This window comes from Mesorhizobium tamadayense (assembly GCF_003863365.1).
Classification (GTDB): Bacteria; Pseudomonadota; Alphaproteobacteria; order Rhizobiales; family Rhizobiaceae; genus Mesorhizobium; species Mesorhizobium tamadayense.
Window position 1 is genome coordinate 80,937 of record NZ_RQXT01000021.1, and the last position, 22,036, is coordinate 102,972.

17 protein-coding genes and 2 pseudogenes are annotated in these 22,036 nt (G+C 62.5%); 6 read left to right on the top strand and 13 right to left on the bottom strand.

Annotated features, from left to right (window positions below; translation table 11 throughout):
• Positions 1 to 585: 585 nt before the first annotated feature.
• Together EH240_RS18145 and EH240_RS38040 are read right to left on the bottom strand one after the other, a co-directional pair.
• The gene (locus EH240_RS18145; RefSeq protein ID WP_125000734.1) at positions 586 to 1,512 is read right to left on the bottom strand and encodes an ArdC family protein; all 927 of its coding nucleotides are present in this window, start codon (positions 1,510 to 1,512) and stop codon (positions 586 to 588) included.
• A 658-nt stretch (positions 1,513 to 2,170) separates the two neighbouring features.
• Positions 2,171 to 2,443 carry a hypothetical protein gene (locus tag EH240_RS38040; protein ID WP_167484069.1) on the bottom strand — a complete coding sequence of 91 codons (273 nt, stop codon included), beginning with the start codon at positions 2,441 to 2,443 and terminating at the stop codon, positions 2,171 to 2,173.
• A gap of 351 nt (positions 2,444 to 2,794) precedes the next feature.
• Here EH240_RS38040 and EH240_RS18155 point away from each other — a divergent pair, with 351 nt between their 5' ends.
• On the top strand, positions 2,795 to 4,444 hold the full coding sequence (locus EH240_RS18155; RefSeq protein ID WP_125000796.1) for an MFS transporter: 1,650 nt from the start codon (positions 2,795 to 2,797) through the stop codon (positions 4,442 to 4,444).
• Between the two features lie 325 nt (positions 4,445 to 4,769).
• Complete coding sequence (locus tag EH240_RS38505; RefSeq protein ID WP_206075284.1) at positions 4,770 to 5,195, top strand: hypothetical protein; 426 nt, start codon at positions 4,770 to 4,772, stop codon at positions 5,193 to 5,195.
• A gap of 72 nt (positions 5,196 to 5,267) precedes the next feature.
• On the opposite strand, the gene EH240_RS18165 is transcribed toward EH240_RS38505, so the two are convergent.
• The 11 genes from EH240_RS18165 to msuE form a co-directional block, all read right to left on the bottom strand.
• Complete coding sequence (locus EH240_RS18165; protein ID WP_125000740.1) at positions 5,268 to 5,774, bottom strand: flavin reductase family protein; 507 nt, start codon at positions 5,772 to 5,774, stop codon at positions 5,268 to 5,270.
• Positions 5,775 to 5,801: 27 nt separating this feature from the next.
• Positions 5,802 to 7,226 (bottom strand): FAD/NAD(P)-binding protein, encoded by a 1,425-nt coding sequence (locus EH240_RS18170; protein WP_125000743.1) that lies wholly within the window; start codon positions 7,224 to 7,226, stop codon positions 5,802 to 5,804.
• On the bottom strand, positions 7,223 to 8,398 hold the full coding sequence (ssuD, locus tag EH240_RS18175; RefSeq protein WP_125000746.1) for an FMNH2-dependent alkanesulfonate monooxygenase: 1,176 nt from the start codon (positions 8,396 to 8,398) through the stop codon (positions 7,223 to 7,225). The genes EH240_RS18170 and ssuD overlap by 4 nt, the downstream gene beginning before the upstream one ends.
• Before the next feature lie 31 nt (positions 8,399 to 8,429).
• The gene (locus tag EH240_RS18180; RefSeq protein WP_125000749.1) at positions 8,430 to 9,677 is read right to left on the bottom strand and encodes an SfnB family sulfur acquisition oxidoreductase; all 1,248 of its coding nucleotides are present in this window, start codon (positions 9,675 to 9,677) and stop codon (positions 8,430 to 8,432) included.
• On the bottom strand, positions 9,674 to 10,465 hold the full coding sequence (locus EH240_RS18185; RefSeq protein WP_125000752.1) for an ABC transporter ATP-binding protein: 792 nt from the start codon (positions 10,463 to 10,465) through the stop codon (positions 9,674 to 9,676). Before EH240_RS18185 ends, EH240_RS18180 begins: the two co-directional genes overlap by 4 nt.
• A 66-nt stretch (positions 10,466 to 10,531) precedes the next feature.
• Positions 10,532 to 11,863 carry an ABC transporter substrate-binding protein gene (locus tag EH240_RS18190; protein ID WP_125000755.1) on the bottom strand — a complete coding sequence of 444 codons (1,332 nt, stop codon included), beginning with the start codon at positions 11,861 to 11,863 and terminating at the stop codon, positions 10,532 to 10,534.
• A gap of 49 nt (positions 11,864 to 11,912) precedes the next feature.
• Positions 11,913 to 12,950, bottom strand: coding sequence for a branched-chain amino acid ABC transporter permease (locus tag EH240_RS18195; protein ID WP_125000757.1), 1,038 nt, complete (start codon positions 12,948 to 12,950; stop codon positions 11,913 to 11,915).
• Between the two features lie 3 nt (positions 12,951 to 12,953).
• Positions 12,954 to 13,850 carry a branched-chain amino acid ABC transporter permease gene (locus tag EH240_RS18200; protein ID WP_125000759.1) on the bottom strand — a complete coding sequence of 299 codons (897 nt, stop codon included), beginning with the start codon at positions 13,848 to 13,850 and terminating at the stop codon, positions 12,954 to 12,956.
• Complete coding sequence (locus tag EH240_RS18205) at positions 13,850 to 14,743, bottom strand: ABC transporter ATP-binding protein (protein ID WP_125000762.1); 894 nt, start codon at positions 14,741 to 14,743, stop codon at positions 13,850 to 13,852. The genes EH240_RS18200 and EH240_RS18205 overlap by 1 nt, the downstream gene beginning before the upstream one ends.
• A gap of 55 nt (positions 14,744 to 14,798) precedes the next feature.
• Entirely contained in the window at positions 14,799 to 15,899 is a 1,101-nt protein-coding gene (gene sfnG / locus EH240_RS18210; RefSeq protein ID WP_125000765.1) for a dimethylsulfone monooxygenase SfnG, read from the bottom strand.
• 25 nt (positions 15,900 to 15,924) lie between these two features.
• Positions 15,925 to 16,494 carry an FMN reductase gene (gene msuE, locus EH240_RS18215; RefSeq protein WP_125000767.1) on the bottom strand — a complete coding sequence of 190 codons (570 nt, stop codon included), beginning with the start codon at positions 16,492 to 16,494 and terminating at the stop codon, positions 15,925 to 15,927.
• A gap of 1,200 nt (positions 16,495 to 17,694) precedes the next feature.
• Between msuE and EH240_RS18220 the strand changes: the two are divergent.
• The 4 genes and pseudogenes from EH240_RS18220 to EH240_RS18235 all read left to right on the top strand — a co-directional run bounded on the left by EH240_RS18220 (position 17,695) and on the right by EH240_RS18235 (position 21,719).
• Positions 17,695 to 18,695, top strand: a pseudogene (locus EH240_RS18220) (ABC transporter substrate-binding protein).
• A 31-nt stretch (positions 18,696 to 18,726) separates the two neighbouring features.
• On the top strand, positions 18,727 to 19,602 hold the full coding sequence (locus EH240_RS18225) for an ABC transporter permease (protein WP_125000770.1): 876 nt from the start codon (positions 18,727 to 18,729) through the stop codon (positions 19,600 to 19,602).
• A complete protein-coding gene (locus tag EH240_RS18230; RefSeq protein WP_125000773.1) occupies positions 19,578 to 20,324 on the top strand; it encodes an ABC transporter ATP-binding protein in 747 nt (248 codons plus the stop codon). Before EH240_RS18225 ends, EH240_RS18230 begins: the two co-directional genes overlap by 25 nt.
• A 49-nt stretch (positions 20,325 to 20,373) precedes the next feature.
• Positions 20,374 to 21,719: pseudogene (locus tag EH240_RS18235) on the top strand (LLM class flavin-dependent oxidoreductase).
• The last annotated feature ends 317 nt before the right edge of the window (positions 21,720 to 22,036 follow it).

Here is a 22,036-nt window from a genome sequence, read left to right on the forward strand (position 1 = left end):
TTAGAGGGCCGGAACGACAGTGAAGGGCAGCCAGGGCGCGGCTTTCTTGTTCCGCGCGGAATGATGGCGAAGCCAGCAGGGGAAGAAAGTCGCGACCGGCTGTTGCGGGCTTGAGAACGAGGCGCAGCGTAGCGAAGACGGCCTTCGGTCAGACCAGCCACATCGAGGACGCAGGTGGTGCGCCCTTCCCTGAAACCGCCGGCCAGACGACCAAGCGAACGCTAGCGGCATGATCACCGCAACCGCAGCCACGGTGAGGCACCATCAAACCTCCCCGTCACGCATCATGGCAAAACGACGGACAATCACAGCCGGAAAGGGACGCACCCGCCCCCATCACTTCGGTCGGTTGACGACCGGCCGACTGGCGAAACTCCGAGGGTCCGGCATCTGCCGCTTAAGGATGGATGGCCGCGAACACGGTCACGGAATATACCCGAGCGGGACGTCGGCAGGGGCCGGCTGATCTGGCTCGGCCCGCTGGGGTACTGCCCGAACTGACCGGGTGCCAATGGCGGATCCTCAGCCGGCTGCAAGATAGGATGGCTCTGCGCCACCCCCGACATGGATCGGAGAAATGCAGCATCATGCAGCCTCCGCGCTGTGCGTCGCATTCGGCTGGAGATCATGCAGATAGTTGACCGCACGCTGGGCATGGGCCGCCGCGGCAAAGATGAACCGCTTCTCGTTCCTGAGAATTTCGAGCCAGCTTGCCAGGTAGCTGGCATGATCCGGCCGTGGCTCGAACTCTGGCACGATGCCGAGGTCAGCTGCTAGAAAACAACCCCCAAGGTCGGCAACCAGCTCCTCGTGGGCTCGGAACTCGCGATCCTTGTGGTAACGCGAGAGGTTGCGATCAAGCCGCTTTTCCGAGCCGACCCAATGGGTCATTTCATGACCGAGGGTCGCATAGTAGCTGGGCCCGTCGCGGAAACTCTCGAACGGCGGCATTTGCACAATATCGAGAGCCGGATTGAAATACGCCTTGTCGCCACCGTGGCGGATGACGGCTCCGGTATTTGCGAAAAAGGCATCCGCATGTTCGATCCGTTCCACCGGATCTGACACCGGCGCGGGATTGCCGTAATACTGCGCGGGCAGGCCTTCGATCTGGTCGGCGCAAAACACCGTATAGGCCTTGAGGAACGGAATCCCGCGCTCGACCTCTTCGCCATGGGCATCGGTTTCGGTGCGTGTGATGCGGCTGGCGTAGACAACCATGGAGCCGGTCTCGGCTTTGCGGACATGACCGCCCAGCTCGACGCTCTGCTTGAACGTCATCCAGGTCGGGGAAACAAAACCCCTCGAAACCGCCTCCGACCAGAGAAGCAGGGTATTGATCCCCTGATATGGCAATCCATTGTGGCGCAGCGGGCGCGTAATACGCCCTGTAGTGTTCGCCGCGCTCCATGGCTTCACCCACGGACGCACGCCCTTTTCCAGATCCGCGACGATGCGGTCGGTGATCTTCGCGTAGATATCGACGCGGGTTTTGTTGCTCTTCCTGGCCATTTTCCGGACCTCCATTCGAGGCCGCGCCAATCGCGGCCGTCACGAAGTCCGACAGCGCAGGACCGCAGGTCCGCGAACCCGCAGAAGATCAACCGGGAGGATGGGAGACGTCGCTAAAGGGCCGCAACGTTAGTGGAGGACGGCGAAGCCGTTTAGCGGAACGAGGACCGGAGCAGGACCAACATTCGTGACGACCGCGGTTGGCGCGGCCGTACGAAGTGGTCTTCCCGCTTTTCTCATCTATTGCTTAGGAGAACCACCGTTGAACACCGGCTTGGATCAGTCGTTGACCAGCCAGTCAGGCAACGGTCACCAGACCCGTCTGCCGGATATCCTCCATCAGCACCCCGCGATCAGCACGAATTTCGAGCGCAAATTTTGGAGGTGAGAGGGATGCTCGGCGTTCCTGCATAGCTGCATCGCACAAAACGTGTTTGCGCATTGCACAGCCTTTAGCCATTAAGGCTAAAGCTGATGGACGCGATGGTTTCCTCCCAGTTGCATCGCAATCGGCTGCTCCCCTCTGGAGGTTTTGACCTTCACACCTAAAGGGCCCTCGGTTTTCCGATGGCCCTATTTTTTTGGTGGTGCAACGTCACCCTTCGTCCCTGTGCGGAAGGTGGCGTGATCGCCGCTTCCAGCCCTCAGGCTTTGGGTGTCATTTCTGCCTGGCGGCATCGACCCCTCCCGACAAAAGTCTGACCTTTGCCAGCCGTCTGCGGGCAAGCGTTCGAGCCAGAAGTTCAAAGCCACGTCCGTAACACTCAACAACGAAAGACAGCGTCATCAGATCGAGCAGAAAGTCGTCGATCGCATGTGTGAGCGCATCAGACCTTGGTTCCAATTGAAGCAGCAAGGCGCGCGCCTCTTCGATCGCGGCCCGGCAATCGTCTGCGTCTATCAGCGCGTCAAGCCTGTCAAGGATCTGCAAGCGCCCTCACTTCCCCAAGGCCACACTCGGCGCGTCGAACGCCGCTGGTGAGTGAGTTTTCAACGAAAGAACATGGTCGCGTCTCGCCAAAAGGCATCGCTCGGCAAAGTGCCCGTTGATGAAGCATGCCGCGTCAAACAGCAAGCAAGAATCCGGGCTCCACCCAGATGAAGTCTTCCAAGGCGAGTCGAGCCGGCTCGGGTCTGGGTTCCGTCCGCAAAACACTGGTCGGAAGGACCTGTGGCCGCATTCGTCGGAGGCAAAAGAGTTTCTCTCAATTCTGCCAGCCGCCACGGTTCAGTCGAGATTACATGCGAGACGGCCGATACCGGAAAGCAAAGGCTCGCAAAAATGAGTAGAGTGGCTGGATCAGTTGAAGATTTGGCTGCACCAACGACGTTTGCGCCCCTCCTTCAGCCGACCTTTCGTTCGATCTGGCTTGCCACCCAGGTCTCTTCTCTCGGCTGGCTGATGCAGACTGTCGCCATCAGCTGGCTGATGGCAACGATCTCGACTTCCGATCTGATGGTCGCGCTGGTCCAGGCGTCATCGAACCTGCCCGCTTTCATCTTGTCCGTGTTCGCAGGGGCTCTCGCCGACAACTTCAGCCGTCGCAGGGTCATGTTCGCCGGCCGCTGCCTGATGGTGATAGGATCTGCGATGTTGACCGCTGTTGTGGCGCTGGGCTTTGTCAGTCCGTGGATGATCCTCGGCTTCAGCTTCCTGATCGCATGCGGGGGTGCTCTTCACGATCCCGCCTGGCAGGCCTCGGTTGGCGATATCGTCGACCGCCGCGATGTCCCGGCTGCCGTGACGCTTCTCTCCGTCGGCTTCAACACGGTCCGGACGGTGGGCCCGGCACTCGGCGGCATCGTGGTTGCCTCGTTTGGGCTTTTGGCAGCTTTTACCGTGACCACCCTCACCTATCTGGTCCCTTTGGGCACGATATGGCGCTGCAAGTGGAAGGTTCGCTCTTCGCCTCTGCCGCGCGAGTCGATGAGGACGGCGATCTATGACGGGCTGCGCTTCACGGCGATGTCATCGGAAATCAAGGCGGCGATCGCCCGCGGAACCCTGTTTGGCCTGGCAAGCATCGCCATTCTCGCGCTGCTGCCGCTGGTTGTCCGCGATCACTTGGGCGGAGGACCGCTCGCCTATGGCACGCTCATGGCCGGCTTCGGCACAGGCGCCGTCTTCGCCGGCATCTCCAACGGCACATTCAGACGTAGCTTGTCGCAAGAACGGCTGATGAAGCTCTCGTGCATCGCCTGCGCGGCGTGCTCCCTCTCCCTGGCACTGACCTCTTCGATTGCGGTGGCGGCGATCGCGCTCGCCTTAGGCGGCGCGGGCTGGGTCACCGCCTGGTCCGGGGTTGGCGTCAGCGTACAGCTGGCGAGCCCACGCTGGGTCGTGGGACGCACCATCTCGATCTACTATGCATTGATAGACGGCGGCATCGCGGCCGGCAGCTGGGTATGGGGCACGGTCTCCCAAAGCCATTCCCTGACCTGGGCGCTGGAGGGTTCTGCTGGTGCGCTGCTGCTGGTCGCTGCAGCCGGCGTTCTGTTTCCTCTTCGCGAGCGCCACGAGTCCGAGCCGGATCCTTTGGAGGCATTCGATGCCCCGGCAGTCGCTCTCAATTTGAAGCCGAGAAGCGGCCCGATCGTGGTCAAGGTCGAATATCTGATAGCCGAGAAAAATGTCGAGGCCTTCCTCGACCTCATGCGGCAGCGCAGGCATATCCACAGCCGCGTCGGTGCTCGGAACTGGACGCTTCAGCGCAACCTGCAGAAGCCCATGCAATGGACAGAGACATTCCGCACGCCGACCTGGACCGACTACCTTCGCCTGAACCACCGCCTGACGGAAGTGGACAAGGAACTGGACGAGCGTGTCCTCAAGTTGCACGCGGGAGAGGAAGCGCCTCAAATGACGCTTTCGATTGAGCGGCCGACCAGCTCGCCCCGCAAACGCGCAATTCTCCCACTTCCCCGTCATTGAAGCCTGACCGGCACATCAGGGCACCAGCGATTGCTAATTTTGGCGCTCAAATGGTATGGGGCGGACGCGGGCGTTACACCGGGATTCGATGGTCAGCGGCGCAGATGTACAACAGGCGGTCTCGCACGCGTCGTCCCAATATCCCGTGTCCGCCATACAGAAGGCGAGGACCAATTCCATCCGCCAGGACCTGGCTTCTACAGCGTGCCGAAAGCGGACACCATGAGGGTGCTGGCTTGATGTGGAAAATGCGTGGGGGCGGGGTGGACGAAGGCGCGCGATGGGCTTAGACGAATCGCAACCCCCCAAGTCCGCCGAGAGCACCATGAAGCAGCAGCGACCCTTTGTCGTCGAGATCAAACAGAAGCGTGGCCTCGTAAAGCGGCCAGAGTCGATCTGGGCCGGCATCGACCTGGCCGCCATCGCGAACGATGTCGCGAAAGCAAAGACGAAAGGTGCGGTCGCTGAGGCGACGCGGCAGCCGATTGGTCCTGGCGAAGATGTTTCCCAGCCCGTGTTCGCCCCCGCTGAAGCGGTATCCGACGCCAAGGACATGATCATGCCCGACGCATCGCTTCCTGAGCCCGCAACGGTTGAGGAAGCGCCGGTTCCGGATGCATCGCGTTCACCGCCTGGAGACCGACGGATTCGCCGCAAGAAACGGTGGCAGAAAGATGTTCCTCTGCCGCGAGGTGAACGATGGAAGCGGCGCCTGCCTTGGGCGCTGCGCCAGAGCCGGGCTGAGCGGTAGGTCGACTGTTCAACGGGCCAGAAGGAGAATAAAAGCGCGTGGCTGCGGCCCACTCACTGGCGTACCGCTCGCTCAAGACGATCCGTAAGCGCCATGATGATAGATCAGAGCCGGACCCGGCTCTCCGCTGACCACATGCCGGACGCTGCCGAGGACGAGCGCGTGGCTGTGGCGCACAATCGTGTCCTCGACCGCGCAATCGACCGCGGCGAGCGCGTCTTCAAGTGCCAGTGCGCCGGTCGCCAGAGCAGACCAACTGGCTCCTTCGTAACGAGCCGAACCCTTCAGGCCACCGCGTCCGGCGAACCGCTCGGCGATCGCCATCTGGTCGGCTCGAAGCACGTTGACGCAGAAATGCCGATGCTGGTTGATGGCTGCCCACGTTGACGAGTTCAGGTTGATGCTGACCACCATCACCTCGGGTTCGACAGACAAGGAATGGGCGGTGGTAACCGTTGCGCCAGTCCGTCCGTCGCCAACACCTGCGGTAACCACGGACACGGCTCCGGCCAGGTGCCGCATGGCAGCTTTCAGAGAGACACCGGTTTCAATGAGGGGAACGCGTTCGATCAGTGTCATCTGGATAGCTCCTGCTAGTTTACACCTTTACGATGCCTTGCGACGCAACGCTGTCTGGCATCCAAGCCATTGGTGAATTTCGGCGGCGATGCGCTCGGCATGCGCGGTGACTTCGGGAATTCCCATCAATTCGCCAATGCTGCCGCGCGCCAGCGGCCCGCTGACGAAAATGCTGTCGGTCATGCGCCCGGACGTGCTGACCGCACGGCCATGCGCATCGGTCTCCAAGCCAAGACCAATCGGGTCGAGCCGAACCAGTCCCATCTGGCCGAGAGCGGCGATCGCGGTGTTGGTCCGCAAAATATCGGCATGGGCAGGCCCGGTCGTGACGATCACTCTGTCGAACGTCTCGATAGTCTGCGTGTATTGGCGCCTTGGCCGCAGCGCGACGCGAATGCGCCCGTCGACCTGCTCGGCGCTCGCAATCGATGCGGCGCGATAGGCAAGCGTGCCCTCGGCAACGCGGCGATCAAGAACGGCCGCGACCTGTGGCGCGATGCGGAAGCGATGCACGTCCCACAGCGCGCGCAAATGGCGCACGACGCGGCGTTGCTCAGCGAGCGGCAGGGCCTGCCAGATGACTTGCCCCTGTCGCCGGACGGCGTCGAGCACCGGGTGCCAGCCTTCGCCTTGGCTTGCAGCCGCCTCAGTGGCGGAACGGACGCGCCTCAGCAGCGCTGTTGCGCTGCGTGACGGCAGGCTGGAGAAGTCGCCGATCGGATCGGCATGCGTGGCCGCATGGCCTCGCGACCGATAGCCATGGCGCGAAAGTGCGATGATGCGACCGCGATGGCCATTGCGGTCGAGCGTTGCGATGACATCCGCCGACGTCAGTCCAGTGCCGACGACGAGCACATCACCGTCACGTCCCATCGCTTCCAGCCTTTCGGAATCATAGGGATTGGCTACCAGCCCGGCTGCACCGGCCACGGACTGCAGCGGCAATGGCAAGGCCGGTGGCGGATGCGTCGTCGCAATCACCAAGGCGTCCGCTGCGAGAATCCCTCCATCAGCGAGGATCAGGTGGTAGCCCTCGCCACTGAGCTCGGCTGACGCGACCGCGGACCTGAAATGACGGATCGTTTTACCGAACAGAAAGGGTTGGAGATGGGATTCAACGTAGCGCCCGAAAACGCGACGCTGCGGGTAGAGCGCTCCATTAGCGGCAATAGCCTGAGCATCGTCCGCAATTGCGCCGGTCTGCTCCAGCCAGTCGGCGAAATGGCCGTCCTGGCTGGAAACAAGCGTCATTCTCGACGCCGGCACATTGATGCGGTGTGAGGGATCGGGCGTCGAGTAGGCCAGACCGTAGCCGAGCCCCTCCCGCGGCTCGACGACCACGATATCGGCAGCACCGGCGGGCAGCAGCCGCGCAAGATGGAACGCGGTCGCCGCACCGGAAAAGCCGCCGCCGATGATGGCTACGACCGGTCCTCTGCCCGGTTCTATCAAGACTGACTCGCGCGCAGTGCCGAAGGCCGATGGTCGCCGGCCACCGTTTCGCCGAACGGTCCCATGTTCACGGCCGTCGGTCGCGTCGAGATTTCATGATCGAGCGGCAACAACGGCAACACCAGTTCGCCGAAGCGATAGGCCTCCTCCAGATGCGGATAGCCGGACAGGATGAAGGTATCGATGCCAATGCGCCTGTATTCGTCGATCCGTTCCGCAACTGTCGCCGCATCGCCGACCAAAGCGGTGCCGGCGCCGCCGCGCACAAGGCCGACGCCGGCCCACAGGTTCGGACTGATTTCGAGCTTATCGCGGCGCCCGCCATGCAGCCGGCTCATGCGCGACTGGCCAACCGAATCCATGCGCGCGAACACCTTCTGCGCCTCGGCGATCGTCTTGTCGTCGAGGCGGCTGATCAGCCGGTCTGCGTCGGCCCAGGCTTCGTCGTTGGTTTCGCGCACGATCACGTGCAGCCGGATGCCGAAGCTCACTTCGCGGCCGGCCTTCTCGGCAAGGGCACGCACATGGGCGACCTTTGCCGCGACGTCCGCCGGCGGTTCGCCCCAGGTCAAATATTTGTCGATCTGTTCGGCGGCTACCGCGTTGGCCGCCTCCGACGAGCCGCCGAAATAGAGCGGCGGATGTGGCGTCTGCACCGGCGGAAACAGCAGCCGGCCATCCTCGATACGGAAGTGCATGCCTTTGAACGTTACCGTCTCGCCGCGCAGCACCGCTTTGTAGACGTCGAGGAATTCCCGCGTCACCTCATAGCGCTCGTCATGGCTGAGGAAGATGCCGTCGCCCTTGTTCTCGACCGGATCGCCGCCGGTGACGACATTGATCAGCAGGCGCCCGCCCGAAATGCGGTCGAGGGTCGAGGTCATGCGCGCCGCGAGCGTGGGCGACTGCAGGCCAGGCCGCACGGCGACGAGGAAGCGCAACCGCTGCGTCAGCGGCGCCAGCGCCGACGCCACCACCCAGCTGTCCTCGCAACTGCGTCCGGTCGGCAGCAGCGCGCCATAGTAGCCGATAGCATCGGCGGCCTTGGCGACCTGGGTGAGATAGGGCAGATCGACCGCCCTGCCGCCCTCTGAGGTGCCGAGATAGCGGCTGTCGCCATGGGTCGGCAGAAACCACAGGACCTTGATCCTGTCGGGAGTGGCAATGCTCATGAATGGTCCTCTGTGACTTGGACGTCTCGCTTTAGCTCCAGGCATGGAACGGCGGATTGACGTCGTTGAGGTAGTAGTTGCCGAGGATCGCGTATTTCCAGCGCACCGGATCGTGCAGCGTGTGGGTGCGGGCGTTGCGCCAGTGCCGGTCGAGATTGTGCTCGGCAAGCGTCGAGCGTGTGCCGGCGAGCTCGAACAGTTTGTTGGTGGCATTGATGGCGATCTCGGTGGTGAGGATCTTGGATTCGGCAACCGCGATCTGCGCTTCCGCGACGGTCTTCTCGTTCGGCTCGGCCACGGCGCGATCGACCGCCAGCCCGGCCTTGTCGAGCACCGCCTCGGCCGCATTGGCCCGCAAGCGAAGATCGCCGACCGCCTGGATCGTATAGGGGTCCTGCCAGGCATGATCGACGCCGCTGTCGATCCACGCGCGGGATTTTGTCCGCACGAAGTCGATCGTCTCGTTGATCGCCGCCTTGGCGATGCCGAGATCGACCGCGGCCTGGATGATCTGGAAGATGGCCCCGTCGGCCGTCGGCCTGTCGTAGCCCTTGTAGCCGGGAACGAGATGCGTTTTGGGCACCTTGACATTGTCGAGCAGGACCGTGCCGGACAACGTCGTCTTCTGGCCGAAGCTCGACCAGTCGTCGATCACCGTAAGTCCGGGCGCGCCGCGATCGGCGATGGCATACCAGGCGCGCCCCTCGTCATCGAGCGCCACGATCGGCACAAGATGGGCGAGCAGCGCGCCGCTTGAATAGAATTTCTGGCCGTTGACGACGACATGGTCGCCGGCGTCGACGAACTTGGTCTCGAAGTCGGCTGCCCGCTTGGAGCCAAACTCGGAAAACGCATTGCCGAAGCGCGTGCCGGACAAAACCTCGGCGAAAAGCAGCTTCTTCTGCGCCTCGTCGGAGACGGTGCGTATGGCGGCGACGACGCCAAGATGGTTCTGCGGAATCTGGCCGAGCGACGGGTCGGCCGCCGAGATGATGGTGATCACCTTCGACAGGGTCACATAGGAGAGGTCCGGCCCGCCATAGGCTTTCGGCACGTTGACCGACCACAGGCCGCTCTGCGAAAACGCATCGAGCTCTTCCTTCGGCCAGATGCGTTCCCGATCCCGCTTGGAGGCATCCCTGGCGAATTCAGCGGCGAGTTTTTCGGCGACTGCGATTGCCTCGGCATCGGTCCTGATAACATGCGCCTCGGCTGACGGACGCTCGACCGGCGGGACGGCACTGCGGCTATCTGACGGCTGCTTCGATTGGATGGTCATGCTGCTGTCTCCTTGGGGAAATGGTCGGATGGAAGCGGCGAGCCGCCGAGATAGTAGGTCTTGATGTCAGCGCGCTGGCGCAGGTCGGCAGCCGATCCTTCCTGCACGCTGACGCCGTTCTCGAGCACGGTGGCGCGGTCGGCGTATTTCAGCGCAACCGCCGAATTCTGTTCGGCAACGAGGATAGAAAGGCCTTCGTCGCGGTTGAGCCGTTTCAAAGCGCTGAAGATTTCGTCGACGATCAGCGGCGCCAGCCCCATCGACGGCTCGTCCAGAACAAAGAGCTTCGGCCGCGACATCAGGCCCCGGCCGATCGCCGTCATCTGCTGCTCGCCCCCGGAAGTGAGGCCGGACCGCGTGCGCCGCTTTTCGGCAAGCCGCGGAAACAGCGCATAGATACGCTCGAGGTCGGCCTTGACGCCGGTGCGAGAGGATGAGCGCCCGAGCGCGCCAGTCAGAAGATTCTCCTCGACCGTCAGCGAGCGGAAGCAATGCCGGCCCTCGAGGACCTGGACCAGACCTTTGCGAACAAGGTGCGAGGGGCTCGCCCTGGAGACGTCCCCGCCATCGAAAGTGATCCGGCCGGCGGTGATGGTGCCGCGCTCGGCCGGGAGCAGATTGGATATGGCGCGCAGCAGTGTCGTCTTTCCGGCGCCGTTGGAGCCGAGCAACGCGACGATCTCGCCCTTGCCGACCGACAGGTCGACGCCGTGCAGGGCGGCAATGGCGCCGTTGTAGACGGCCTCTACGCGGTTGACCGACAGGATCGGATTTTCCGGGCTGGACATCGATGACTCCGCTTGGCGTCTGGATAGCGCGGCCGGCCCGTTAGCCGGCCGCGAGATAGTCAAAACTCAGTTGCTGACCACCGCCTCGGCATCTTCGGCCGTGCGGATCTTGATGCCCTTTTCCTTGGCATAGGCCTCGGACGATTTCTCGATGATCGGGCGCAGCAGCTTCCAGTCGGGTGCGATCCAGTCGGAAACGACGTTCCACTTCTTGCCGTCCCACTGCTGGAAGGTCACGTAGCCGTCGCCCTCGTGATTGTACCAAGAGACGTTGATCGAGTGGAAAAGGTCCTTGGCGCCGAGCGCCTCGACACGCGCCGGGTCGAGCTTGAGATGCTCGAAGCCCCAGCGCACTTCGTCGCCAGTCAGCGTGCGGTTGCCGAATTTGGCCTGCGCGATGCGAACCGCCTCGACATTGAGGATGCCGTTGACGATGCCGAGATTGTGGTAGACCGAGCCGATGCGGCTCTTGTCCTCGAGATTGCCCTTGCCGGCGCCGTAGACGGTTTTGACGATCTCCTGGACCACCGGATACTGCTCGCCCGACGCCTGGGTGGTGATGGCCGTGTAGCCTTTGGCGGCATCGCCGGCGGGAATGACGTCTTCCTCGGAGTTGGACCAGACGTTCCCGACGATATGGTCGGCCGGGAAGCCGGTCTTCTGGGCTGTCTTCAAGGCGACGGGGTTCATCACGCCCCAGCCGCGCAGCACGACGTAATCCGGATGTTCGCGCCGGATCGTCAGCCATTGCGCCTGCTGCTCGTTGCCGGGATGCGGCACCTCGATCTGCGAGAGCTCGAAGCCGTATTTCTGCGCCAAAAGCTCATAGATCGGGATCGTCTCCTTGCCGTAGGGCGAGCCGTGATAGAGCACCACGATTTTCTTGCCCTTGAGCTTGTCGAGACCGCCTTCCTTGGAAGCGATGTAGTTCACGATTCCGGAAGTCTCGCTGTAGGGATTGAGCAGCAGCGGGAAGACGTAAGGGAACACGCGCCCGTCGGTGGTGTCGGTGCGGCCGTGGTTGATGGTGATCAGCGGCACCTTGTCGTCGGTGATGCGGTCGATCATGGCATAGGCGATGCCGACCGAGAGCGGATTCCAGGCAGCGATACCCGGGTTGCTCTTCAATCGTTCATAGACCTCGACGCCCTTCTCGACTTCATACTGCGTCTCGCCCTCGCTCCAGGTCAGCTTGACGCCGTTGACGCCGCCGTCGCGGATGTTGATCAGGTTGAGATAGTCAATGAAGCCACCGAAGAAGCCGGTGCCGCCGGCGGCGTAGGGGCCGACGCGATAGCTCTGCAGCGGAAAATACTGTTCGTCGGCGTGCACCGCTGTCGCGCCGAGGACGAAGGCCGTGGCGATCGCCGCTTTTCGTAGGTGACTGAAGAAAGTCATGAGATGCGTCTCCTGAGGTTGTGGTCCGTGAGAGGATGTCGAGCGGCGCTCAGCTGGACCTTGAGCCGATCCGTCGTTTGAGGCGGTCCAGGAGGGCCGACAGCCCGTTCGGCTCCGCGATGAGGAAGATGATGATGAGCGCGCCGAGCACGATGCGCTGGCTCATGTCGAGCACGCCGGAATCGAACAGCCAGCCGAACAGCGCGGCGCCCAGCCGGGACAGCGCCAGCGGGAAGACGACGATGAAGGCAGCGCCGAGAAACGCGCCGCGTATCGAGGCCAGGCCGCCGATGATGATGATGAACAGGATCTGGAACGAGCGGTCGAGGTTGAAGCCGGCCGGCTCGACGGTGCGCAGATAGGTGAAGGCCCACAGCACGCCGGCGACACCGATGATGAAGGAGGAGATGGCGAACGCCAGCAGCTTGGTCCGCAGAACCGGGACGCCAATCACCCGCGCCGCGGTTTCGTTGTCGCGCACGGCGATGAAATTGCGGCCGGTGGCGCTGTTGACCAGTCGCCAGACGAGGGCCGTGAGTAGGATGACCGTGGTGACCGAAAGCAGATAGCGGCCGGTCGCGCCGTCGAACGAGAAGCCCGCAATGACAAGGTGCGGCGCCGAGATCACCCCGGACGGGTTGTCGTTGGAGAACCAGCCGAACTTGGTCAGCGCCCACTGCACGAAGAACTGGGCGGCGAGCGTCGACACGGCGAGATAGAAGCCGCGCAGGCGTAGGCTCGGCAATCCGAACACGACGCCGATGCCGGCAGCCGAAATCCCGGCCAGGATCATCGTCGCCGCCAGTGGCAGCCCTTCGACCCGCAGGTTGAAATTGTAGGCGGCGAAAGCGCCGACCGCCATGAAGGCGGAAGAGCCAAGCGACAGCTGGCCGCAATAGCCGGTGAGCAGGTTGAGGCCGACGGCCGCCAGGCTGAGCGCCAGGAACGGCAGCAGGATCGCCTCGACCAGATAGCTCGACGCGTAGGCGGGGATCAGGCAGTAGGCCACGGCAATCAAGGCAGCCGGCAGAGCCCACTTCTGCCAGTCGATTGAAGGCCTTCCGGCATCGAGCGCTTGCACGGCCATCGGTCAGACCCTTTCGACGGTTTTCTGGCCGAACAGGCCGGACGGGCGCACCAGCAGCACGACCAGGGCCAGCGCGTAGGCGAACCAGCCTTCGATGCCGCCGCCGACGAAGGGGCCGAGATAGACCTCTGCGAGCTTTTCACTGGCGCCGATAATGAGGCCGCCGACGATGGCGCCAAGGATGGAATCGAAACCGCCAAGCACCAGCACCGGCAGCGCCTTCAGCACGATCAGCGACAGCGAGAACTGGACGCCGAGGCGCGCGCCCCACAGCAGCCCCGCGACAAGCGCCACGAACCCCGCGGCCGTCCACACCGTTCCCCATATCCGGGGCAGCCGCAGCCCGACGGCAAGTGCTGCAAACTGGTCGTCGGCGACGGCGCGAAACGCCAGCCCGATCCGGGTCCAGGAGAAGAATGCGCTCAAGCCCGCCACCATCGCCGCGGCAATGCCCGCGGCAAGAAGGTCGAACGACGAGATCAGGATGCCGCCGACCTCAAACGGCGTGTCGTCTATGCCGAGATCGAGCCCGTGCACCTGGGTGCCCCACAACAGCTGGGCAGCGCCCTCGATGATGTAGGACAGGCCGAGTGTGGCCATGAACAGGGTCATCGGCGAGCGATTGACCAGCGGCCTCAGCACAGTCCGCTCGATGGTGAAGCCCAGCGCGACCATGACCGCGAAGGTGATGAGCAGCGAAAGCGCGAAGGGGATGCCGCGTTCGACGAGGCTGACAAAGGTGAGCGCTGCGAACAGCACCATCGACCCTTGCGCGAAGTTCAGCACGCCCGACGTCTTGTAGATCAGCACGAAACCGATGGCGACAAGCGAATACATGACCCCAGAGAGCAGGCCGCCGACCAGCACTTCGATGACGAAGAGGAAATCATAGTAGCTCATCAGATGCCCTCGCCATCGGCGGTGCCGATATAGGCCCGGATCACTGCCGGATCTGTCCTGACCTCGGCCGGCGTCCCGTCTGCGATCTTGCGGCCGTAGTCGAGCACAGCGACCCGGTCGGAAAGTCCCATGACCACGCCGATATCGTGCTCGATCAGAATGATGGTGACGCCGTGTCGGTCGCGCGCTGCGCGCACAAACCCGGCCATCTCGGCTTTCTCGGTCGCCGTCATGCCGGCCATCGGCTCGTCGAGCAGCAGGATCTTCGGCTCGGCAACAAGGGCGCGGGCCAGTTCGACCCGCTTCTGCAGACCGTAGGGCAAGGTGGCGACAAGGCGGTCGGCGACGGTATCGAGATGCAGGAATGCGATGGTCCGATCGACCTTTTCGGCGATTCGCGCATCTTCGCGCCGGGCGCGTGGCAGGCCGGCAATGTGTTCGACAAAACTGGCGCGCCTGGTGTGGACGCGGCCCGACGCGATGTTGTCGCGCACCGAAAGCCCGCCGAAAAGTGCCAGGTTCTGGAAGGTGCGGGCGACCCCCAGCCGTGCCAGACGGCTCGCCGGCACCCGGGAGAAGGACTGCCCGTCGATCGCGATCCTGCCGCGGTCGGCGTGGTAGAGGCCGCTGATGATGTTGATCAGCGATGACTTGCCGGCGCCGTTGGGGCCGATCACCGCGCGGATCTCGCCGCCTTTGACCTCGAGATCAACATCGCTCAGCGCCTTGACGCCGCCAAAGGCAATGCCGATCCCGCTGAGGGTCAGGATGGCATCAGTCTTTGCCGACAGGCGCGCCGGGCGCGTGTCCTCAACGGGACCGGCACCAGCAAGAATGCCGGAAATTTCGGGCGCGCGCTCGTAGGCGGCGGCTCCCAAGGAAGCACCAATCATGAAACGTCCCTGATTTTGAAGGAGAGCTGGCAGCGGCCCGAAGGCCGCGCCTGACCTATTCCGCAGCGACAAGCTCCCTGTCGCGAGCCTCTTCCAGTTCGCGCACCAGTGGGATGACGCGCTTGCCGAAGAACTCGACCTCTTCCTGGAAATGCAGGAAGCCGAGCAGGATCAGGTCGGCGCCGGCATCCTTTAGCTTCAGGATGCGTTCGGCGATCTGTTCCGGCGTGCCGATGAGATTGCTGCGGAAGCCGTCATTATATTGCACAAGATCCTCGAAGGAGGACTTCGCCCAATTGCCTTCGCCTTCCGGCGAGGCCTTGCCGGCGTTCTTGACCTGGTCGGCAAAACCCTGGACCGCCTCGGGATTGGCCTTGGCGATGATCTCGTCGAGCACGGCGCGCGCTTCCTGCTCGCTGTCTCGCGCAATGGCGAAGGCATTGACGCCGATCTTGACCTTGTGGCCGTTGGCCTTCGCCTTGGCGCGGATGTCGTCGACCTGCTTCCGGATCTCCTCCGGGGTATTGCCGTTAGTGAAATACCAATCGGAGACACGAGACGCCATGTCGCGAGCGGCTCGCGACGAGCCGCCCTGAAAGATTTCGGGCTGCGGATCGATTGGCTTCGGCTTCATCGAATAGTTGGTGAAGCGGTAGAAATCGCCCTTCAGCGTGAAACTGTCTTCGGTCCAGATGCCACGCAACGCTCGGATAAATTCCTCCGACCGGCGATAGCGCTCGTCATGGTCGAGCCAGAGCTCGCCAATGGCGGCGAACTCGCCACGGAACCAGCCGCTGACGACATTGACGGCGACGCGGCCGTTGGTCAGGTGGTTGATGGTGGCGATCTGCTTGGCCGCCAGCGCAGGGTTCCACGGCCCGGGCAGGATCGCCGCGATGACTTTCAGTGTCGTGGTCGCGGCGAGCAAGGCGTGGCTGAACGAGACGGATTCGTGCTGGTTGTCGGCCCCGTAGCCGGCGGTGAAGCGGATCTGGCTCAACGCATAGTCGAAGCCATTGGCCTCGGCGATCTGGGCGAGCTTGCGATTGTAGTCGATGTCCCAGCCCGTCCGCTGCTCGATGTTGGAGATGACCAGGCCGCCGGAGACATTAGGCACCCAGTAGGCGAATTTGATGGCGTCGGAATTCGAGCTCATGTTTGTTGTCCCCTTCCTGATTGTTTCAGCCGACGCGCGCGGCGACGGGAGCGTCTGCATGATTGGAGTTGAGCAGTGAGACCGCTTCGGAAGCGGCCCGCGAAATGCGGTCCAGTAACGATGGTCCGACAAGTTCTGCGCCGACGAAGTCGTCGGACGAGCCATAGACGCCGGTTGGGACGGTGACGGCGCCGAAAAAGCCGAACAATGGCCGCAGCTGATGTTCGAGAACCAAGCCATGGTATGGGCTGCCGCCGGTTGCCGCGAGAACCACGGTCTTGCCAGTCAACGCGCGATAGTCGACGAGGTCGAACAGGTGCTTGAGGGCGCCGGTGTAGGAAGCCCGATAAACGGGCGTTCCGACCACCAGCAAATCTGCCTTCTCGACACGCTGGATGATTGCTTCTCCGGATGCGCCCAGTGCGCCGCGGGATAGCCCGACGAAAAGCGAGGGTGCTGCCTCCGTGATCTCGATCAGACCGGTATCTGCAGGTACCCGCAACGCGACCGCCTTGACCAGCGCGTTGACCACCGCCGTGGTGCGGGACGGCGTGCTGACGCCGCCGGATATTCCGAGAACCGATAGCCGGGCCATCTTGTCAATCTCCCCACGAACCGAACAGGATCAAACGATATTCCACAAATTCTATAGAGATAAGGAATTATCGTCTGATTTGGCAAAGCTTGTGAGAAAATTGCGTGCTGCACGAAATGGTCGCGATGACTCCGATGAAACAAGACGACCAAGCGGCCGATCGCTGAGATCGCAGCTTTTGTACCCGGCAGCTCGGTAGGAGATTCGGCGCGTTTGGGCCCGCGCGGCGCGCCTGAGCTGTTGCAGCGCTCCCAAGCAATCACGGCCGATGGCCGACACGACGATCGACTTTGATATCGCCGCAATCCGTTGAGGCACAAATCTTCTGCTGCATGTCAGGGCGAGACACGCCGCAGGATCATCTGCTGCGCGGTTCGCCCGGCGCACGACAGACAGGGAGGCCCCTACGACGACGACTAACTCGAGATGGCGGCTCGAGTCCGCGCCCTGTCCGCCACTTTTGGCAGGTGATTCCCGCAAGTGCACAGCTATCTTCTGGCTGCCCCATTTCCATCGCCCTCTTTCAGCCGGAAGGTCCTCCCGCCCACCGGATCAATGATGACGATCCCCTTTGAGTGACGTTTTTGATGAGCCTGACGGTCTGCGCCGTCTTGTTCGGGTCCGGCTTTGCCATTGCCTTGCCTTCCCCACATACGCAGGTAGCGAAACGCCATGACTCTACCTTGTAACGGCGTTGGAAAATACGACAGCTGGACCACAATAATCGGGTTCAGGCTGAAGACTTTTTAGGGACCCGGTCAAAAAGGAAACAGGAACTCTTCCGGTGCTTCCGGGCCGGACTCGCGTGTTAGAGAAACCAGGTGGCGAGCCCGACCGTTCCGAACGGCCGATATACGCCGTGAGTCACAGAACCCTGCCCCACCGCGAGCGGAGCCGAAGCAATTTTTCTGCCAGGCAGTTTTAAGCTTCGGGTTTGCCAGGCGCATCACATCAGGAGCCGCTTTTAGCGACGGTCGCCCGCTCTGCGGCCCCGCCTGCCCGTGGTTGGCGCCACGTGCTCCGACTGAGCGTTGGAGGCGAACAGCGTTTCCTTTGGACCGCAAAGAACAGCATCCGATACTTTCATTATCTACACAATCGATGGACATACTATTCTGGCGAATTCAAAAGGTTTCAAAATGGAGCAAGACGATGACGTTGGCTGTGGAGAGATTCTCAAGAAGGAGGTTGCGCGCCGTCATGACCGCTCTTGCGGTAGGTCTGGTCGCTTCTTTGTCTCCCCTCAGCGCCGAGCCCGGTAGTTCGGACGCGGGTAAGCTGCCGACCAAAATTCCGGAGGGCACGGTGCTTCGCATCGGCGATCCCGAGACGCAAAGGGCGCTGGAACTCTCGGGCCTGATCGATCAACTGCCCTTCAACGTCGAATGGGCTAATATCAGCGGCGGTCCCCAGACAATCGAAGCTTTTCGCGCCGATGCGCTGGACGTCGGATCGGTCGCCGACATTCCGCCCATCCACGCGACCTGGACGGGGCTCAAGGTCAAGATCATCGCCGCGAAGTTCCGCAAGAATCCGGTTGCGCACCCGATTTATCAACTCGGCATTGCACCGGGCGTCGAGGTCAAGACGCTGGCGGATTTGCGCGGCAAACGGATCGCCTTCAGCCCCGGTCAGGCACAAGGCGCGCTGGTGCTCAGGGTCCTGCAAGCCGCCGGCCTCAAAAAAGAGGATGTCAATCTCATTGAACTGCCCAGCAAAGGCGATGCCTATCCGGTGGCACTTGCCAGCAAGCAAGTCGACGTCGCACCGATCTGGGGCGTCCTCGTCAAGCATTATCTGCACCAGTATGGTGCCGACGGCGCGACCACCATCCCGCATGGCTTGCGCGATGATCCGGCCCATCTATATGCCCCACAGGCCGTGCTTGACGATCCGGCCAAGGCCGCCGCTCTGGGCGAATATGTGCGCTACTGGGCGCTTGCGGCCCGATGGGTGGAGGAGCATCCGAAAGAGTGGATCATTACGTCGCCACCCAGGGCCTCAACACAGAAGATGGCCAGTATCTCGTCGACGCCGACGGCCAGTTCGACATCCCGTCCGACTGGAACGACGTGATCGCGCGTCAACAGGCTACGATCGATCTTCTGGCCAGGGAACTGAACAAGCCTCCAATCAAGGCCGAGGATCTTTTCGACAGGCGCTTCGAGACGATCGCCGCAAGTGCGCTGAACGCGTCCTGACCCCTGTTACCCAACACTGGAGACGACGCAGATGAACGCATTCTCCACGACCGCCTCATCCACGATTCCCTACGCATCGGATGAGAGGGGGCTGATTCCGCCCGCGGTACAGACCCGCAAGACCGGGGCGAGGCGGCGCCTGGCGCTCGGGCGAGCGATCCCGTTTGGCGCGCTGATCGGGCCCATACTTCTTCTCGTGATCTGGTCCATCGGCAGTATCGCCGGCGTGATCGATCCAAGGACGCTGCCGGCGCCCTGGTCGGTTGTCGGCACTGCCGTCGATCTCATCGCCGAAGGCAAGCTTCAGGAGCACTTGATGACGTCTGCCTGGCGGGCAGCACAGGGGCTGGTATTCGGCATCCTGATCGGAACGATCCTTGCTCTCATTTCAGGTTTGTCGCGGCTTGGCGAGGCCATCATCGACGGCCCCGTCCAGATCAAGCGGGCGATACCGACGCTCGCGCTGATCCCGCTGCTGATGCTGTGGTTCGGCATTGGCGAGGGCATGAAAGTAACCACCATCGCACTGGCTGTCCTGATCCCGATCTATATCCAGACCCACAGCAGCTTGCGCAGCATAGACAGCCGTTATGTCGAACTGGCCCAGACCTTGCGAATGGGCTACGGCGAATTCATCCGCCAGGTCATCCTGCCGGGCGCCCTTCCAGGCTTCTTCCTTGGCCTGCGTTTCGCGGTAACCTATGCCTGGCTGTCTCTGGTGGTGGTCGAACAGGTCAATGCCACCAGCGGCATCGGATACATGATCGATCTCGCGCGCAACTACGGCCAGACGGATGTCGTCATCGTCGGCCTCGTCGTCTACGCGTTGCTCGGTCTCGCCTCCGACGGCATCGTCCGCTTGTTCCAGGAAAGGTCGCTGTCATGGCGTCGCACCTTGGCGGATTGAGCGGCGCGCCCGTGGTGCGGGTCGAGAGCCTTGTGAGACGTTTCGGGCCGCGAACCGTCCTCGACGGGCTCAGTCTCGACATCGAGAAGGGAGAATTCGTCGCCCTTCTCGGCCGTAGCGGGTCGGGCAAGAGCACACTCTTGCGCGCGCTCGCCGATCTCGATGACAAGGTCTCCGGCTCCGGCCGCCTCGAAACACCCGATAAGAAATCGGTGGTGTTCCAGGATGCTCGATTGTTGCCGTGGAAGCGCGTGCTGGAGAATGTGGTTCTGGGTCTCGACCTGCCGGACGCCGCCGAACGCGGACGGGTAGCGCTCGAAGAGGTTGGCCTGAGCGGGCGCGAGACCGCATGGCCGGTTGAACTGTCTGGTGGCGAGCAGCAGCGCGTGGCATTGGCGCGCTCGCTGGTTCGTGATCCTGACCTGCTGCTGGCGGACGAGCCGTTCGGCGCACTCGACGCGCTGACCCGCCTGCGCATGCACGATCTGCTGCGCCAGCTCTGCGCCCGTCACCAGCCGGCCGTGCTGCTGGTCACCCATGACGTTGACGAAGCCGTGACGCTGGCGGACCGGGTCTTGGTGCTCGACAATGGCGCGATCGCCGCCGACATCGTCATCGATGTCCCGCGGCCACGCGATCATGGCGACCGCCGGTTCGGCGAGATCCGCTCCGAACTTCTGCGTCATCTCGGCCTCGACACAAAGCCCTTGCTGCCGATTTGAGTGGCTCAAGAGTTGTCGCTCATTGTCAGTACCCAAGGAGGATCAACTTATGCCCGCCGTAAGACGACAGTTGAATCTCAACCTTTTCATCTATCCTGGCGGCCACCATGAAGCCGGGTGGCGTTACAAGGATTCCGCCCCTGAGAGGGTGCTGGATATTGCCTACTATCAGGAACTGGCGAAAAAGGCCGAGGCGAGCAAGTTCGACGCGCTGTTCTTTGCCGATGGGCCCGCGCTCGCAGACAACATCCGCTACGCGAGCCGCTTCAGGCTGGAGCCGCTGACATGGATTTCGGCGCTCGCCGCGGTCACGAAAAGCATCGGCTTCATCGCCACGGCTTCGACCACCTACAACGAACCCTACACCTGGCCCGACTGTTTGCTTCCGTCGATCATCTGAGCGGTGGGCGCGCCGGTTGGAACATCGTCACCACAGGCGACGAATCCGCTGCGTTGAATTTCGGCTTGGACCGACATCCAACCCACGCCGACCGTTATGAGCGCGCCGGCGAATTCGTCGACGTGGTGACGAAGCTCTGGGACAGCTGGGAGGACGACGCGCTCGTCTCGGACCGGGAGTCCGGCATTTTTGCCGACACCGACAAGATCCACCCAATCAACCACATCGGCAAATATCACCGGGTGAAGGGCCCGCTCACGCTCCCGCGCTCGCCGCAGGGGCGTCCGGTCTATGTCCAGGCAGGCTCGTCGGAAGACGGACGGTCGTTCGCAAGCCGGTATGCAGAGGCGATGTTCACGGCCCATCAGACACTCGGCAACGCGCAGGAATTTTATGCTGACATCAAGGCGCGCGTGAAGTCGGTTGGCCGCAACCCTGACCACGTCAAGGTCTTGCCCGGCATCAGTCCCTTCATCGGTTCAACCGAGGCTGAAGCCGGGGCCCTGCAAGACGAGTTCAATGAGCTGACGCAGCCGGAATATTCTCTGCACCAGCTACGCCGCATCGTCGACGCCGACCTTTCAAGCTATGACCTGGACGGGCCATTTCCGCGCGAGCTCATCCGTGTCGAGGGGGAGCGCGGTGCAAGCAGCCGCTTTCACGTCGTGCTCGACATCATCGAGCGCGAGAATCCAACCATCCGCCAGTTGCTCCACCGCCTCGCCGGAGCGCGCGGGCATTGGGTCCAGGCAGGGACGCCCGAACAGATCGCCGACAAGATCCAGGAATGGTTCGACAATGGTGCCGCAGACGGTTTCAACGTCATGCCGCCTTATCTACAGGGCGGGTTCGATGTATTCGCCGAAGAGGTGGTGCCGATCTTGCGCCGGCGCGGACTTTTCCGGCACGACTATGACGGAACAACACTGAGGGACCATTTCGGTCTGCCACGCCCTGGCAATATTTTCAGCCAACCGCAAAAGGCCACAGCCTGAGCTCCTTTCGCGGCGGGCATTCAATTTTGGGCGGATCGGTCCGACACGGGATTTCTCGCCCGTATCTCTCGGTCGGTGTTTCGTGTCGTGACGCCCCTCCCGGCACATGTATCCGGTCGGTTTCCGGTGCGGGCTCGCTCCGACAGCCTTGACCGGCTTCTCGTCTTCTCGATTGTTTAATACCTGCATGTTGTTCTGGACACCATCTACAACTGCCGGTGACCTGCGCCTATTGCCGGGCTTGGTCAATCCAAGTGGGCCAGTTTTGGCCCGACATCGATTACCGCCTCTCATCGTGTCCGCTTTGTTGACTGTCT